This is a genomic window from Pedobacter sp. MR22-3, assembly GCF_026240075.1.
Classification (GTDB): Bacteria; Bacteroidota; Bacteroidia; order Sphingobacteriales; family Sphingobacteriaceae; genus Pedobacter.
Genome location: NZ_JAPIVF010000001.1, coordinates 839,217 through 855,170 on the forward strand (window position 1 = coordinate 839,217; position 15,954 = coordinate 855,170).

At 38.2% G+C, this 15,954-nt stretch carries 17 protein-coding genes; 12 read left to right on the forward strand and 5 right to left on the reverse strand.

Features of this window, described 5'->3' with window-relative positions:
- Nucleotides 1-13 precede the first annotated feature (13 nt).
- Genes OQ267_RS03635 through OQ267_RS03645 form a run of 3 tightly spaced genes read right to left on the reverse strand, consistent with a single transcriptional unit; the run spans nucleotide 14 to nucleotide 1,597 of the window.
- The gene (locus tag OQ267_RS03635) at nucleotides 14-460 is read right to left on the reverse strand and encodes a hypothetical protein (RefSeq protein WP_265819582.1); all 447 of its coding nucleotides are present in this window, start codon (nucleotides 458-460) and stop codon (nucleotides 14-16) included.
- Nucleotides 461-467: 7 nt separating this feature from the next.
- Nucleotides 468-776, reverse strand: coding sequence for a hypothetical protein (locus OQ267_RS03640; protein ID WP_265834927.1), 309 nt, complete (start codon nucleotides 774-776; stop codon nucleotides 468-470).
- The gene (locus OQ267_RS03645) at nucleotides 776-1,597 is read right to left on the reverse strand and encodes a hypothetical protein (RefSeq protein ID WP_265819584.1); all 822 of its coding nucleotides are present in this window, start codon (nucleotides 1,595-1,597) and stop codon (nucleotides 776-778) included. The genes OQ267_RS03640 and OQ267_RS03645 overlap by 1 nt, the downstream gene beginning before the upstream one ends.
- Nucleotides 1,598-1,654: 57 nt before the next feature.
- Here OQ267_RS03645 and OQ267_RS03650 point away from each other — a divergent pair, with 57 nt between their 5' ends.
- Both OQ267_RS03650 and OQ267_RS03655 read left to right on the forward strand, forming a co-directional pair.
- Complete coding sequence (locus OQ267_RS03650) at nucleotides 1,655-3,229, forward strand: nucleotidyltransferase domain-containing protein (RefSeq protein WP_265834928.1); 1,575 nt, start codon at nucleotides 1,655-1,657, stop codon at nucleotides 3,227-3,229.
- A 447-nt stretch (nucleotides 3,230-3,676) separates the two neighbouring features.
- Entirely contained in the window at nucleotides 3,677-4,090 is a 414-nt protein-coding gene (locus OQ267_RS03655) for a nuclear transport factor 2 family protein (RefSeq protein ID WP_265834929.1), read from the forward strand.
- A 174-nt stretch (nucleotides 4,091-4,264) separates the two neighbouring features.
- Here OQ267_RS03655 and OQ267_RS03660 read toward each other — a convergent pair whose 3' ends face one another.
- Nucleotides 4,265-4,444: a hypothetical protein gene (locus OQ267_RS03660; protein ID WP_265834930.1), complete on the reverse strand. Its 180-nt coding sequence runs from the start codon at nucleotides 4,442-4,444 to the stop codon at nucleotides 4,265-4,267.
- 232 nt (nucleotides 4,445-4,676) lie between these two features.
- Here OQ267_RS03660 and OQ267_RS03665 point away from each other — a divergent pair, with 232 nt between their 5' ends.
- The 6 genes from OQ267_RS03665 to OQ267_RS03690 all read left to right on the forward strand — a co-directional run bounded on the left by OQ267_RS03665 (nucleotide 4,677) and on the right by OQ267_RS03690 (nucleotide 8,523).
- Complete coding sequence (locus tag OQ267_RS03665) at nucleotides 4,677-5,501, forward strand: LytTR family transcriptional regulator DNA-binding domain-containing protein (RefSeq protein ID WP_265834931.1); 825 nt, start codon at nucleotides 4,677-4,679, stop codon at nucleotides 5,499-5,501.
- A 193-nt stretch (nucleotides 5,502-5,694) separates the two neighbouring features.
- The gene (locus tag OQ267_RS03670) at nucleotides 5,695-5,970 is read left to right on the forward strand and encodes a helix-turn-helix domain-containing protein (protein ID WP_265819589.1); all 276 of its coding nucleotides are present in this window, start codon (nucleotides 5,695-5,697) and stop codon (nucleotides 5,968-5,970) included.
- A 403-nt stretch (nucleotides 5,971-6,373) separates the two neighbouring features.
- Entirely contained in the window at nucleotides 6,374-7,012 is a 639-nt protein-coding gene (locus tag OQ267_RS03675) for a DUF6266 family protein (RefSeq protein WP_265834932.1), read from the forward strand.
- 92 nt (nucleotides 7,013-7,104) lie between these two features.
- The gene (locus OQ267_RS03680; RefSeq protein WP_265834933.1) at nucleotides 7,105-7,476 is read left to right on the forward strand and encodes a hypothetical protein; all 372 of its coding nucleotides are present in this window, start codon (nucleotides 7,105-7,107) and stop codon (nucleotides 7,474-7,476) included.
- A complete protein-coding gene (locus OQ267_RS03685; protein ID WP_265834934.1) occupies nucleotides 7,395-8,060 on the forward strand; it encodes a peptidoglycan-binding protein in 666 nt (221 codons plus the stop codon). The genes OQ267_RS03680 and OQ267_RS03685 overlap by 82 nt, the downstream gene beginning before the upstream one ends.
- The gene (locus OQ267_RS03690; RefSeq protein WP_265834935.1) at nucleotides 8,047-8,523 is read left to right on the forward strand and encodes a hypothetical protein; all 477 of its coding nucleotides are present in this window, start codon (nucleotides 8,047-8,049) and stop codon (nucleotides 8,521-8,523) included. The genes OQ267_RS03685 and OQ267_RS03690 overlap by 14 nt, the downstream gene beginning before the upstream one ends.
- Nucleotides 8,524-8,833: 310 nt before the next feature.
- Here the strand turns inward: OQ267_RS03690 and OQ267_RS03695 are convergent, their stop codons facing one another.
- On the reverse strand, nucleotides 8,834-9,586 hold the full coding sequence (locus tag OQ267_RS03695; RefSeq protein WP_265834936.1) for a polysaccharide deacetylase family protein: 753 nt from the start codon (nucleotides 9,584-9,586) through the stop codon (nucleotides 8,834-8,836).
- A 219-nt stretch (nucleotides 9,587-9,805) separates the two neighbouring features.
- On the opposite strand from OQ267_RS03695, the gene OQ267_RS03700 reads away from it, so the two are divergent.
- From OQ267_RS03700 to OQ267_RS03715, 4 genes are all read left to right on the forward strand, one after another.
- Nucleotides 9,806-11,536 (forward strand): capsule assembly Wzi family protein, encoded by a 1,731-nt coding sequence (locus OQ267_RS03700; RefSeq protein WP_265834937.1) that lies wholly within the window; start codon nucleotides 9,806-9,808, stop codon nucleotides 11,534-11,536.
- A gap of 184 nt (nucleotides 11,537-11,720) precedes the next feature.
- Nucleotides 11,721-12,527: a polysaccharide biosynthesis/export family protein gene (locus tag OQ267_RS03705; protein WP_265834938.1), complete on the forward strand. Its 807-nt coding sequence runs from the start codon at nucleotides 11,721-11,723 to the stop codon at nucleotides 12,525-12,527.
- A 20-nt stretch (nucleotides 12,528-12,547) separates the two neighbouring features.
- A complete protein-coding gene (locus tag OQ267_RS03710; RefSeq protein ID WP_265834939.1) occupies nucleotides 12,548-14,905 on the forward strand; it encodes a GumC family protein in 2,358 nt (785 codons plus the stop codon).
- Nucleotides 14,906-14,910: 5 nt separating this feature from the next.
- Nucleotides 14,911-15,951: a ferredoxin--NADP reductase gene (locus tag OQ267_RS03715; RefSeq protein ID WP_265834940.1), complete on the forward strand. Its 1,041-nt coding sequence runs from the start codon at nucleotides 14,911-14,913 to the stop codon at nucleotides 15,949-15,951.
- Nucleotides 15,952-15,954: the final 3 nt, after the last annotated feature.

Consider the following 15,954-nt stretch of genomic DNA (forward strand, 5'->3'; position numbering starts at 1 on the left):
AAGTAAGAATTGGCTATTTTAATTTATCGTCAATTTCGTATCGATAAATTTTAGGTTCGGCGTTACCCATTGATTTAAGTATAAATCTTTCCTGAGTAGGCTTTATTGATCTTTCAACCCGATAAATCACAACAAATGATTTATAAATATTGCTTCCTTCTTTTGTAGATTTAGTTTCGCAACTAACTACAGCCGAACGATTAATCAGACCGGTTTTCTTCTCATAATCTCTATAAAATTTGAAAAGCTTTCCAGTATCTGTTTTTTTTGAGAATTCTTCTGAAAAATAGCCGGCAGAATTCTTATAATTCCTTTCCTTCATAGCCTTGTAGAAATCACTTGTAATTTTCTCTCCTAATAGTTGGTCTGATTTGTCATTTAATTTGCTGGTTGTAAAAGTACAGCTACACACTAAAAGACACCAAATGGTGTAACAAAAGAAGCACTTAAAATTTTTCATATATTTTTTAAAACGCAAAATTGATTATTTCACCAGTCTGCTGCTTTGTAACTTTATAAACTGATATCCCCTTTTTTTTTTCTATTAAATCACCTACTCTAACCTTTTCTTTGAATTCCTTTCTTAGTGGGGTCAAATTATAAGTTATACCTTTAACTGTTACATCTGGAATGTTTTTTTCATCATAGCTAAGCTTTTCAATTGTTCCACTAAAATTTATGCTTTCCAGTTCTTTACGACCATTAAAATACATAACAGCAGTGATTCCAAAAAATAACCCAAAAAAAACAATGGCAAACCATATATTTATTTTCATTAATCTAATATTAGTGGAACGCCATTAATATAAAGTAGATGTGTGTCGGTTGTACCAACAGATCCGCCATCTCCGGGACCAGCACCTACACTCATACCTACCCATGTCGGCATTCCGGTCTCCCCATTATTTGATGTCCAGCCACCTACTCCTACTGCTTCAAAATCAAGACTTCCTTCAACTCCTCTTCCCAGAATCCCGTCTAACGAAGCGTTCTGGACGTCACCAAGTATCCATCCAACAGAAGCATTTACAGAAGCATCAGCATGAAGTCCAGCTTTTACTCCCTCAGTGAATGTCGCTGAGAGGCTTGGATTTCCTCGTGTGATGATGTTAAGGGAAAGCGTTCCGCTTCGGCCCACACCGAGAACAGCTGTTGATGAAACATTTATGCTAACTACATCCGGGAAATAAGTCCTCATGGTTGGGCTATTCCAAAAATCCCTCAAAACGTCCATAAAAGCATTTTTGAAGGTAGTAACAAACGAGCTATCGGTTCCTGTATTTGTACCCTCTCCATAACCACCACCACTACCATCGCCACCGCCAGTGCTGCCACCGCCGCCACCGCCATATGGGTTGGGCTGGCCATTATAAGGGCTCCATTGTCCTCCTGGCGTATTATTGCCATCTGGTCTAATTGTAGCGCCAGTCCCCAAATCACCGCCATAATAAGTTCCCTGACCATCCTGGTTCATATTAACCCATCCACCGCTACCCCATGTCCAGCCAGAATAATCATCGGAACCTCCTTTTGTTGATTGTTTCTCGGATTCCTCCATTTCTGGGAACGCGAGCATTAATGCTGTTAGATTTTTCATATGATTTTTTTTTAAAGCTACAGAAATGTTACTTTTAAAGAAGATATCGAAGCGTAAATGGCAGGAAAAATTGAAGAAAAATTACTAACATTTGTTAGGGAAAAATTTCCCGATGTTTATGTGGCATTTCTAACAGGTAGTAGGGTTGATGGAAATGCAAATGATGAATCAGATTATGATATTTATCTGCTGACTTATACCAGAGATTACGTTTTTAGTGAGCTTTTTCTTTGGGAGAGTAAAAAAATACAGCTTGTTCATATTCCTGTCGCTAAAGTTGATGAGATATTATGGTATGATTGGTTTGCAAGAACAGGCATCCATCTCGGATCATTTGCCAAAGGCCTGATACTTTTGGATAACGGATACTATCTAAAGCAGCTTATCAGCGAATGCAAAAAACTTTATAATGATGGACCTCGCCTTTGTACATACAATGAGCTTTACTTATATAAGGTAAACATGCTTAATTTGATTTCCGATTTGTCTGCGAATAATAGAGATGAAGAGAAAATGATACTTGGGCAGGAACTTTATAGAACATTCATACAGTACTATCTTCACTCAAATTTTCGTTGGGTTAACAACCATAAACATCTCGCAAGAGAAATGAATCTGTTTTCGCCGGCTCTATCAAATAGACTACTTAATGAAATGAGAAGTTTTAGCCACTCATTAAATCCTGATGCTTTGCTGAATCTCATCCGGAAAGAGTTAGTCCCAATGGGCACTTTAGATAAAGGATACAGCAGATATTCCGGATTGATAGAGTTAAAATTCAACTATTTGGTTATTAACTTCCTTGGAACGCATGATTTTTTCAAAGTTCATTATTTGATTCAAGATGCTATTAAAACGATTAAAGAAGATATCATATACTATTTTGTTTTCAGATCAAGACCAATAGGAGACGACTCCTCATCTGCGGAAACCCTCTATCTGGTTTTACAGGTAGAAAGCGAAAATTTTCCCAACTCTATAATTACGAAAATCAAAGAAATTTTCTCTACCCAAATTAGCCCGGTCAAAATCCACTATCCTGTTAATATAGATTTCTCATTGATTTTTGGGGGAGGAGGCATGGTAGTTCCATTCTTCAGATTCTTTAATACCATTAGCAACACCTTCAGTAAGGATTTAAAGAACGAAAGTGAATCAATATTTTTTGCACTTGTTATTATAAAGAAAATTAAAGATGTTTTCTTCGAAGCTGAAAGCAAATGGATCGATTTCATAGGCTTCGTCGAAAGAACCTGGATTTCTAGTGCATATGACAATAAAAAAAATCATTTATTTGATCAAATTGTTGAGGCTAGAAAAAACTTATACGATCTTTTTTTTCAGCAGTTCTCGAGGCAAAATGAAATCCTTTCTGAAGTATTCCATGTACATTCTTCTGAAAACGAATATTTTTTTATTGAAGAGCAACTTAAAAACCTAGAAAAATCACTCAGATTAAATCAACAAGTCAAGCCGCACCAGAGGTGGGTGCCCGGTGCAAAACAGGTAGAACCGCATTGGGTTGTTGTTAAAAACCTATTGGATTATTCTCTTAGAATCTTACTTATTAATGAAGGTCAAAAATCATATTTAATTTATGCCATTGCCCATCTTTCAAAAATTGATAAATAGCTTGATGGCGCTTATATGTTGCCAAAGCTAGTTTTTATCAGCATTTTAAGTCGAAGGAGGATCTTTGCGTCGAGTTTTTGAATGCCAGGCATGAGTACTGGTTCAATGAACTGTACGAATTTATAAAAAATAAAAAAGAGGTAAAACCAAAGGTAATCTCATCATTTGATTTTTTGATTCACATGAATCACAAGGAAAATTTTCGAGGGTGTAGCTTCCTGAATATTTTAGTTGAAATACCAGGTGATCATGTTAAAATTTTGAATCCGATCCTGAAACATAAGGTAGACCTCCTGGAATTTTTTCAGTCACTTATAGCTGATGAAATGATGTCGGATCACATTTATCTGCTCTTCGAAAGCTGCATGATGGAAAGTAAACTGTTCAAATCGAATCAACTCATAGAAAAATCAAAATCAATTATAAATAACTTAATACATTAAAATAATGGAACAGAAACATCCGCTGCCACCATATACATTGGAGACCGCATTACAGAAAATCCAGTTTGCCGAAGATGCCTGGAATTCACAGGATCCTGAGAAAATCGCTAAAGCTTACACAATCGATAGTGAATGGAGAAACAGAGACCAATTTGTAAACGGAAGAGAAGAGATTGTGAAATTTCTTTCTGAAAAATGGAAAAAAGAGTTGAACTATAAGCTTAAAAAAGAATACTGGGCGCATACAGACAACCGTATTGCAGTAAGGTTCAAATATGAATTCCAGGATTCAGAAGGTAACTGGTTTAGGGCATATGAGAACGAAAACTGGGAATTTGATGAAAACGGTTTAATGGCTAAAAGATATGCAAGTATTAATAACTTAGCCATTAATGAAGGAAAACGAAGGTTAACATAGCCATTGGTTGTCGTATCATTACGCTAATTTTTAACCTTAAGGATATGCTTCATTTAAGCCGGAAATAAATATCAGGGATGTGATCAGCAGTAGGGATTGATCCGGAATGATTTACCACAACGGGTGTCGGTCAAACCAATTGTGGCAGGCAATAACAGGATTGGCCATCTTAATTTAGGTGATCAGCGCATCTTCGCTATAGGCACCATTGGCAGTCGTGCCTTTGCTTTGTTCCTGACGTACGACTAACGGCCTTCTTTTGGACAGCAGTTGCTGCGGCCCTCCGGCATTTGATTTAATTTTTTTCATCATCATCTTTTTTACACGCAACATTGCGATCATCAAACTTATCAACTCTGCCGGTTAAAAAAAACTGTCAGTTGTGTCGCTGATATAAAAGAGCCGGATTAGCTGATTAAATCGTCCAAATTGTCATCCAAACGGTCCGAAAACGTCAAATATCCGCCCCAATACTTTTTAGTCCCTCCTGATAAAAATAATTATAGCGAATAGGAATAATATTGTATTTTTTTATTGAATATGTTTTTTGATATATTTTCTATTTAAAAATAAATATTTCTATTTTATGTACTCAATTTCAAACCAAAAAACACATTACCCATCCTTTTACACCAGGTTTGTTTTGGCTATTCTGGTGGCTGTTTATATCGTGGCAGAAGGCCAGATCAGTCCGGTGAATGAATTGATTGTTGCCTCCGGCATATCTATCACTTTGCTGTTCAGTGTGGCCATCGTCATGGTCTTAATCAACTACATCCATCTGGTTTCCATACTGCTTGATCGATGGTGTCCGTGGTCCCTAAGCTGGAACAGGCGACTGGCTTATCAGTTGCTATTTTGCACTTTAGTTCCTGTATATCTCGACCTGGTTCTGATTAAGTCTTTTTTGTGGCTTTTCAAGCTGGATTTTCAAGGAAACAGCTGCCTCCTTTCAGAATTTCCATTGGCTAAACTATTGATTTACCTTATGAATGGCTGGTATATGAAAATTAAGACTGGCCACGATTATGGTCCGACACCACTGGAACCTGAGCGGGCACAGGTATTTGAAGGCGTAATGGGCAAAAAGAAGCGTGTTTTCCATGTAAAGGAACTGAATTACTTTGTACGACAATCGGGTACCGGGAAAGCTTCACTAGCAGACGGCAGCATCTGGTTTATAGACATCACCACCAGAGATATGGAAAGTCAGCTGGATCCGGATCATTTTATTAAAATAAACCGGAATGTGATCCTTGCTTTTCACCTGATAGACAGTTATACCACCAATAGTAAAAAGGGCGAGGTGATTTTGAAGCCCGATGTTGCATTTGACGGCGACAAAAGGATTACCCGGCAACAGTTTCAGGACTTCAAAACGGCTTTTATAAAATTTGTGGAAAGGCAGTAATACCTACCCGGGTGTGGAAAAATACCTTTGTGTTGAAACATAAAAGTATTTTTTGAACCAGGTTTTTTATAATTTTAAGTGTCGGTCAAACATCATTTCAATATTATTTAAGGCGAATTTCGAGTGTGTGTGCAAGCCCTGCAGGGCGCGCCATCCCCTGATTCTTAATGCCTTCAACCCTCAATAGCTGTATATGAAAAAGATCGATACCCTGATTAAAATCCTTTATAACATTTATCTGCTGTTAAAAGAAAACCCCGGCCTGCTTAGCCCGCCACGTTCCTGTAATACGGATGTACAATTGACCCGCCAGGAGGTAAAAGATTACCTGAAAATCAGTGAAACCACCTATAAGCGCAAAGTAAAAGACGGCACTTTAAAACCCATAAAAATGCCTGGTGGTGATCGTTTTTACAAAAGTGAATTACTGGCCGCTTTTGAAGAAAGCCATCGCCGGGGCCGCACCTGATGTATGGCCTGTTGTTGCAGCTGGGTTTACCTTTTGTTAACCCCTGCTGTACCCCATGTTAACCCTTTGCTTACCCTTTGTTAACCCCCTGCTTACCCTTTGCTTACCCGCAGGGTAAAGCGGGGGTAAAGGAACAGTAGTGAAAATGGCAAGGGTATACGTCCCTGCCTGCATGATGGTTTCACTGCTACTGCCGGGCTTATCTGCCGGCGATCTGTGCGGTATATGCCCCCTAACACCATCCTTAATGGTTCAAAACAAACCAAATGGGGCCAATATAGCTCATTTCAGTCCGGAATTCGGGTGCCGCCTCCCGGCGCGCTAAGTTTGCGTCATGGATTTAAATATACCGGTATCAAATGTCCATGTTATCAACATTTATTCACATTTAAAAATTAAAATTATGGGATCGTATTCAAAAGGTGCCAATGGCACATTCTCAGGAAAGGTAGGCAGCGTAATCGGCAGCAGCTGGCGCAGCATTGATTATTTAAAAAGTTTGCCTAAGAAATCAGGTAAAGAAGCCACTACAGAACAGGTGGCGCAAAGAACAAAATTTGCAATGGCACCGGTTTACCTCAGGTCGATTAAGGACATCCTGAACATTGGTTTTAGCGATAAGAACCTGAACAAAACCACAGGCTACAATGCCGCGGTAAAGATTTTCTTAACCCAGGCCATACAGGGCGATTATCCCGACTACCGTGTTGACTTTTCAAAAATCGTAATGAGTAAAGGATCACTGTCGGTTTTCCATGCATTGGCCGCTACATTAACCGGGAATGACCTGGTGCTTACCTGGAACAGCATTTTAAACCGGTATAATGCATTTACGGATGACAGCCTGATGGTGGTGGTATTAAATGTCACAAAGATGATGTACCTCATTTATGAAAACATCACCCGTGCGGATTTAACCTATACCATCAATATGGCTGCAGATTTTACGGGTGACGTATTGCATACCTGGGCTTTTGCCATTAAGCGTGAAGGTGATATTGTAGGGAACAGCCAGTACTTAGGTTCGGTTACCCTGCCTTAATCCATTATTCATTTAACCCGAATGGCTGTTTGCCGGAAGGTGCAGCTTCACCTGATCCGCAAAGCAAACAGCCATTCCTAAATAAAAACATAATGAAAACACTCATTTTAAAATTAAGGGAAGCGAATTTCGCTAATATCTTAGAAATTGCATTTGCCGGCATTATCATTGTTGTCAGCTGGAACACTTTAGCCAGGGTATTGCTATCCGTTGATGCCACAACGGCTTTACCTGATCCGGGGATCTGGCAATTGATCTATTTAAGCGTCCTGCTTTTTACCGGCTGGCTGCTGCTGGCCTGGCAACTGCTGCATTACTTCTGGCATCGCCTGGGCTTCATCTCTTTCACTCACCTGGTTTCACATTTTAACACTTTAGCATTATGGCAACAATTAGGGTTTTACTGGGCATCGTTTGCCTTGTTTTTACTGGCGGGCATTGCTTGTGTAGCAGCCGTATTTTAGGAAGTCGGGCGTTGGAAGTCCGAAGTCAGCAGATATGGTGTATTAAAAAAGCACGGTGTTTCTCTGTTGAAAACGTTGTGCCCTTTGTGGTTAAAAATAACGACTGCAGAAAACCTTCTCATCACTTTAAGTCCGCTGTTATTTTCATTGCGCAATCGCAGATCGGGGTAAGGGAAGCCACAGGCCATAACGACGGCCGCCAGGTAGAAGCCTATCTGCGCTATACGGGTTTAAAAAAGGGAAATCCATGGTGTGCTGCCTTTGTGAGCTGGGTTTTCGGTCAGGCTGGTTATCGCCAGCCGGTAACTGCCTGGAGCCCGGCTTTATTCCCGGCTGGAAGGCGGACCACCGACATTAAACCTGCAACCCTGTTTGGCGTCTACTTTCCGGCACTTAAAAGAATTGCGCATTGTGGTTTAGTTGCACAAAAGGACGGCCATTGGTTCATCAGCATTGAAGGCAATACCAATGTGGACGGCAGCCGCGAAGGTGATGGGGTATACCGGAAACGCCGCCTGGTAAAAAGCATCCATCTTTTTGCCGACTGGACAAAACAGAAGAGAGGCAACCATGCGCATGAATAATGTTGGGTTTCTACTGCTGCCTTTCATGTGCTGCGCCTGTGGCAGCCTGAAAAGTACACAGCAGTTCCGTGAACAAATCAGCCAACGCGAAACCGCCACTTACAGCCATACAGATGAAACCCGGCAAAGCAGCCATACCGCATTCATTACTGACAGTAGCAGCGCAGCGTACGAGGTGCAGATTATACCTGTAGGTGCCTTTACTTATGATGCCGCAAGGGGTTTTCAGGGGATGGCTACAAAAGTGATCCTGAAAGGGAAACAGCAACGCAACATGCAACAGCAGCTTGCAGCAAACAGTGTGAGCCACCTGAAACAGGCAAACCTGGTGAAGGATAAAAAGGAATACCGCAAAGTGGAGAAGGCACAGGTAAAAACCAGGCCGACTATTCCGGCATGGCTAAGGGTAAGCCTGTTTGTGGGCTGCTTAGCGGGATGTTTATACCTCCGCCGACATCGATAACCTGGGGTTTGAAGGGGGTAAAGGGCTGTATGCCAAATTCGAAATGTCATCCTGAGCTTGTCGGAAGACTGATAAAAAAACACTTAACCGTTTTTCGGCAAGCTCACCTGACAAATCTTCGTGAATAATGATGCTATCAGCTTTTTTGGATTGACCGGTTGCAGAGACTGATGTTGAGAGTGCATTTTGCCGGGGTATACGCCTTATCCTTTTGAAAAGGGATAAGCCACCTGCTGTCATTCCGGAGCAGCCTAATTCAAAACAAGCATGTTATCACTGTTTTAGCTGGCTGACAGGCATAACTGATGCCTTAATCCTTCACTACCCGGTTTTTCAATAATAAAATGGGGTCATATAAGGCCCGCATAAGGCGGTATCTTTTGCCGAGTTTCATCGTGATGATTTTCCAGTCATCCGTCTCATTAATGGCAAATCTCCGGAGCGTATATCGCGTTTCCACCGAAGTATAAATGGATAAGCCAAAAGTATACCCGGCCTTTACCAGCATTTTTTGATGTTTCGCCGGGATTTTGCCGTATGGATAGGCAAAGGAATAGACCGGGGACTGCAGTAAGCTTTCCAGGTTTTGTTTCGAACCGGCAATATCCTGGTAAGCCGTTGCTTCACTTACCTTGTTCAGCCGGATGTGGTTTTCGCCGTGGCTCCCTATTTCCATGCCGAGTGCCAATAAATGCCGGAGTTGATCAAGATTCATGAGTTTTACACTGCTCATGGCAAATTCTTCAATATCCCAGGTGTTTTCACCGTCAATATGATTGGAAGGCATATAAAACACCGCTTTCATGCCGCGTTTCAGCAATTCAGGGATGGCAAATTCAAAAAGCTCGGCTGCACAATCATCAAAGGTGATGATGATCCGGTTTTTTAAGTCTTTTGCGGTGAATTTCTGGCTGACGATTTCATGAAAGGTGGTGGTTTGCAATTGCTGTTCTTCAATGCAGTTTAAAAATTCCAGAAACTTACCATGACTGATACACCAGGTCTGCAAACTCGGGTGAGGCTGTTCTGCTACATGATGGAGCATGGCAATGGGGATATTCAAGGGGTTTTCCGGTTAAAGCGTCAGCGAAATTTTAATTCTCAAATAAACGGATTTAATCGGTTAAAAACTCAGATTCCATCAATTTTTTTAACGCTAAAACGAATAAAACGACTTAGCTGTCAAAGTTGTAAAAGTGCCAAACTGGTAAAAAATTTCTCATCCGGCTAAACTTTACATACCTTTGCGAGCATTTTAGCGTTCTTGTAACAAAACCATATCATGACTATGCGGATATTTTATCCCTTTTTATTGCTGATTTTTCTGAGTAGCTGGGTTTCTGCACAGACTTTACCGGTAGGTTTATTGGAAAATGTGGAAGATGCCTACAGGAGGCAGCAATTGCTGGGTAAAGACAGCTCCAATACTTCCTATATGATCAGGCCGATGTTTATGTCGGACCGGAATGACCTGTCGTTGGATCCGGACAGCAGCTACTCTTTACTTCATTTCAGGAAGCTACTGTATAGCAATCCCAAATTCAAAACCCAGATTTATGCCTTGCCCTTAGCCTGGCAGCAACAAGTCAATTCCCATCATCCCTATGGCATGAATGATGGTTCCATGGTACAGGCCAAAGGTTATGAAACGCAAATCTCCGCAGGCATTTATGCCAAGATCGGTCCCTTAAGTATTCAGCTCCGGCCAGAATATGTATATGCACAGAATCTGAAATTTCAACGTTTAGCAGATGCACCGAATGGTGTCTATTGGAATACGCCGGTTACAGGGTTTTTCTATAATAGAATTGACCTCCCGGACCGTATGGGGAACAAGCCCTACTCGAAACTAAGTTTAGGGCAAAGCAGTATCCGCTTAAATGTTGGCCCTGTTTCAGCCGGATTCTCCAATGAAAATTTATGGTGGGGACCTGGGGTAAAGAATTCTTTATTGATGAGTAACAATGCTTCAGGTTTCAGGCATGTCACTTTAAATACGACAAGGCCTGTAAAAACCTATATTGGTTCTTTTGAAGCACAAATTATTGGCGGACGGTTGGAGCAATCCGGTTTCACTTTAAATCGTGATCCGACTGTTCCGCAAGCGATCAGAAATGAATTGTTTCAAAAGCCGTATGAATGGCGCTATATTTCTGGCATGGTACTCACTTATCAACCCAAATGGGTTCCAGGTTTATACTTGGGATTTGACAGGACATTTGTCGTAAACCGATCAAAAATGGGTAATAAATTTGGAGATTATTTTCCGATTTTTTCCCAGGTAGAGAAAGTTGGCTATGTGACGCCTGAAGGGACCTATAGCGAAGATGCAGCTGAAAGAGATCAGTATATCTCTTTTTTCACTAAATATGTATTTACCGAAAGTAAAGCGGAAGTTTATTTTCAGTTTGGAAGAAACGATCACTCTTATGATTTACGAGATGCGTTAGCGGAACCTGAGCATACCCGGGCATATGTAGTTGGGATGCGAAAATTAATTCCGCTAAAAAGAGCTGATGAATTTATTCAGGTTGGCGTTGAACTTACCCAATTGGAAAGAAGTGCTACCACGCAATTAAGAGACTATCCAACCTGGTATATTCATGGCCAAGTCTTAGATGGTTATACCAATCAAGGGCAGGTTTTAGGTGCTGGTATTGGACCAGGAAGTAATTTACAAACACTGGATGTTAGTTGGGTTAAAGGATTAAAAAGAATCGGATTACAATTGGAACGTAAGGTAAATGATAATGATCTTTTTTATGAATTTGCTTTTGCATCTGGAGATAAGAGACAATATATTAACAGACATTGGATTGATCTAGCCATCGGAAGTACCTTCTCCTGGAATTTTAAACGTTTTGTAGCTAATGCCCAATTGACTTATATCCGATCATTAAACTATCAATATCAATGGCAGGATAGTACGCCTCCTGGAGATTATTGGAACTGGAATAAACAGGATGTCAATAATGTACATGCAAAGATTGGCATAGTTTATCTATTCAATTAATAATAATCGTTTAAAGACAAAACAATTTAAATCATCAATAGTCAAAACATCCCTTTTTTGTTATTACATTTAAATGATTAAGTTTGCATTCGTCTTGAAAATAATTTTATTCAAATCTATTAAGCATTAATATTACGACTTGGGATATTTATATAAAATTTCGACGGCCCACCTCTAAATACCTATGAACAAAAACAATTTAAACAGATACAAGTACCTTTATTACATGTTACTTGTTGCTTTTTGCTTAGGCACATCTTGTGTAAGCAATAAAAAAATCGCCTATTTTCAGGATATCCAAAGCGTTAATCAAGCTAAATTAGAAGACGCTGCATCTTTTACAGAGCCTATCATTCAACCGGATGATATACTAAATATAAATGTATTTACATTAAACCCTCAAAGTGGAGCGATTATTAATCAATCATCTGCTACACCAGCGCTCGGAGGTAGTTCAAATAGTAGTTTATCAACACAAAGCACAGGTTTTTTGGTTGATAAGAATGGTGAAATTGAATTGTCTTTAATTGGGAAACTAAAAGTTGCTGGCCTAACTACTTATCAGGCTAAGGAACTTATTAGGGATAAAGCATCTACTATTTATAAAGAACCAAATGTACAACTTCGTTTTGCTAACTTTAAAGTTAGTGTTTTAGGTGAAGTTGGAGCTCCATCAGCATATACTTTACCAAATGAAAAGGTATCTATCTTGGATGCCCTAAGTTTAGCTGGAGACCTTACAATTTATGGGAGAAGAGATAATGTACTTATTGTACGAGATAATAATGGTAAAAAGGAATTCGCCCGTTTAGATTTAAACTCATCAAAAATATTTAATAGTCCATATTACTATCTCAGACAAAATGATGTTGTTTATGTAGAGCCAAATAAGCGAAAAGTTGCAGCGACTAATTCTGCTCAGGTTCAAACCATTAGTGTGTTGGCATCTGTATTGTCAGTAATTATTGTTGCTATAACAAGTTTTAGATAAAATAACTGAATATTATTAAAATGCATAATTCGAAATATAACAATCACGATTTGGGTGGGAATGATGAAGATAAAATTGATTTTAAAAATATTTTAACTAAATTTTATGATAAATGGATTTGGTTTTTAATAAGCATTGTATTGTGTCTTATTATTGGAGCAATTTATAATACCTATACTGCACCTACTTACCAGATAGGGGCTCGTCTTTTAATAAATGATAATGACAAAGGTTCATCAGGAGCAAGCTCAGGTGCTTTAATGGATTTTGGTGGATTAATTGGGGGCAAAAGTTCTGTAGATAATGAGTCTGAAATATTAAAAACTAGGTTTTTGATGGAACAGGTTGTACGGCAAATGCAGCTAAACATCATTTATTCTCAAAAGCAAAGTTTCTACAGCAGAGAAATATATCAAGCGCCTTTCAAGCTACAGATAGAAAAAGGAGTTGATACAATATCAAGTACTGTCCTAAAGGTTCAGCAATCCACTGGTAATAAGCTAAAGGTTAAAGCAGATAATGAAGAATACGTCGTTTCATGGAATGAAAGGTTTAAAGTAGATGGAGTAGGTACTGTTTATTTATCAAATACTGATAACGAGGGAAAGCTAAAAGGCGAATTTGAAGTGAAAATAGTTTCTATTGACGAAAGAGTGTCTAATTTAATGCGTCAATTATCAGTGAAAGTTGGTAATAAATTATCTACAATTATAGATCTTGGATTGTCGTACCCAATTCAAAAGAAAGGAGAGGATATACTAAATACTATAATTTCAAGATATATTAACTCGAGTTTAGAAGATAAAAATACCATTGCTGATAGTACAACAAAATTTATACAGAATCGATTAAGTATCATATCTAATGAACTTGGCGATGTTGAAAATAACCAAGAAACTTTTAAAAGAGAAAACAAGCTGGCAGATTTATCAGAACAAAGTAAGCTACTGGTTCAAAATACATCTGAATATAGAAACGATCTTGCTAAAGCAGAAACCCAAGTTATCATAGTTGAAGATCTCGAAGCTTATTTAAAGGATGAAACAAAAAACAAGAGAGTTTTTCCAACTGCTTTATTACCATCGGACATGGTTTTTTCAGGCTTAATGAATCAATATAATGCTCTATTAATTGAAAGAGATAGACAACTTTTAAGTGTAACAGAAGACAGCCCTTTTATTAAAAATATCGATAGCCAAATTGCAAGCTTAAGAAAGGGAATACTTGGAAATATCCAAAGCACTAAAAATACTTACGTTGTTACTAGAGATAAATTAAGAAATCAACTCTCACAAATTGAGAATAGAGTAGAAAAAGTACCGCAGATTGAGAAAAATTACTTGAAACTTGCTCGTAATCAAGGAATAAAACAAGAATTATTCATTTTCTTAATGCAAAAGGCTGAAGAAACTGCCATATCAAAAACATCTAATATTTCAATAGCTAAAACTATTGATCCACCAAAAGCTGATGCAACTCCAATCAGCCCTAAAAAGAATTTAGTCTATTTATGCAGTTTATTTTTTGGATTTGCAATACCAATTGGGCTGTTATTTGTTGCTGAATTATTAAATACAACTATCACAACTAAGGAAGAAGTTGAATCTGGTGTTGATGTACCTATTATTGGTGAAATAAGCCATAATGCAGATAATGATAATTTAATAGTTGCAAATCAAGAAAGATCAACAATATCAGAACAGTTCAGAGCACTAAGAACGAATTTATCATTTTACCTTAAAAACGATGATGAAAAAGTAATTCTATTAACCTCTAGCTCTAGTGGCGAAGGTAAATCATTTACTGCCATAAACTTAGGTAATATATTAGCATTGGCTGGGAAGAAGGTATTATTAATGGAATTAGACTTGCGTAAGCCTGGACTATCTGAAAAATTAGGTGTTTCAAATAAAGTTGGCTTCAGTAATTTTACTATTGATAAAACTATTCAGATGGAGCATATTATAAAACCACTTTCTATTAATAAAAATATCTTTATTATTTCATCCGGACCACTTCCTCCAAATCCTGCTGAAACATTAATGAGTGATCGTACAGAAAAGTTGATAGCTGATTTAAAAATGCAATTTGACTATATAATTATGGATGCGCCTCCAATTGGTGTTATTACAGATGCTCAATTGCTTGCTAAATATGCCGATATGACATTGTATTTAATTAGACATAAGGTAACTCAAAAGGCACATCTATCTATTATAAACGATCTTTATAACAGTAAAAAAATGAAGAATATTGCTATAGTTGTAAATGATATTAACACCAAACATTATGGTTATGGATACGGATATGGCAACTATGGACAAGAGAAAGAAACTGAAAATTGGTTTACTAATTTATTTACCAAAATTAGAGGTTAAGAGTGATGACAAATTATACTCTGAAAGTTACAGAAATTAGAAGGGAGACTGATGACACTATAACTTTATGCTTCAAACAACCCGGGTTAAAGAAAATTAAATATATTGCGGGTCAGTATCTCACATTAATTTTCAGAATTAATGGCAGACGGTATATCCGGCCCTATTCTTTTTCTTCTTGTCCCGGTGTAGATTCATTTCTGGAAGTCACTATAAAACGTGTGGAAAATGGTTTAGTTTCCAATCACATTAATGATATGGTCAAAGTGGGGGATTCAATTGAGGCCATGCCACCTATGGGTGATTTTATCTTTGAACCAAATGATGATTTAACCGATGTTTATTTCTGGGGTGTAGGTAGTGGGATTACACCCTTAATATCCATTATTAAGCATATTCTAAATTCAACGGAGCATATAAATGTGCATTTGAATTATGGAAATAAAAACCAAGAAACAACTATATTTAAAGATCAGATTGAAGCTTTAAAAACTAATTATGCTGAAAGATTAACCATTAGGCATTTCCATACCAAACTTGTGCTTGATGAGGGAAATCCATACTTGATACAAGGAAGAATTGATCAAGCTAAAGCCTTATCCATTTTAGATGCCAAACTTGATCCAAATTGCTGCTCGCATTATATCTGTGGACCGACAGGTTTAAAAGAGTCAGTTAAAAGTGCCATACAAACTAAGTTTGGTCGCTTAATTAATGTTTATTCGGAAGATTTTGAATTGGTTAAAGATCCCAAAGACTTTATAGATATCCACACCCAACAGATTGCACTTACTTTCGAAGGCAAGTTACATAAGCTAGAAATAGCTAAAGGCAAAACTATTTTAGAAGCTGCTTTAGATGCGGATATTGAGTTACCCTATTCTTGCCAAACTGGTAATTGCAGTACTTGTAAAGGTAAAGTAATGAATGGGGCTATCAAAATGATTGGCCTCACAAAGGAAAGAAATGACTTAGAAGAGGATGAGTATTTATTATGTTGCTCACATCCATTAACAGAAAACGTACAAATAGAAATCCAAAATTAAAGA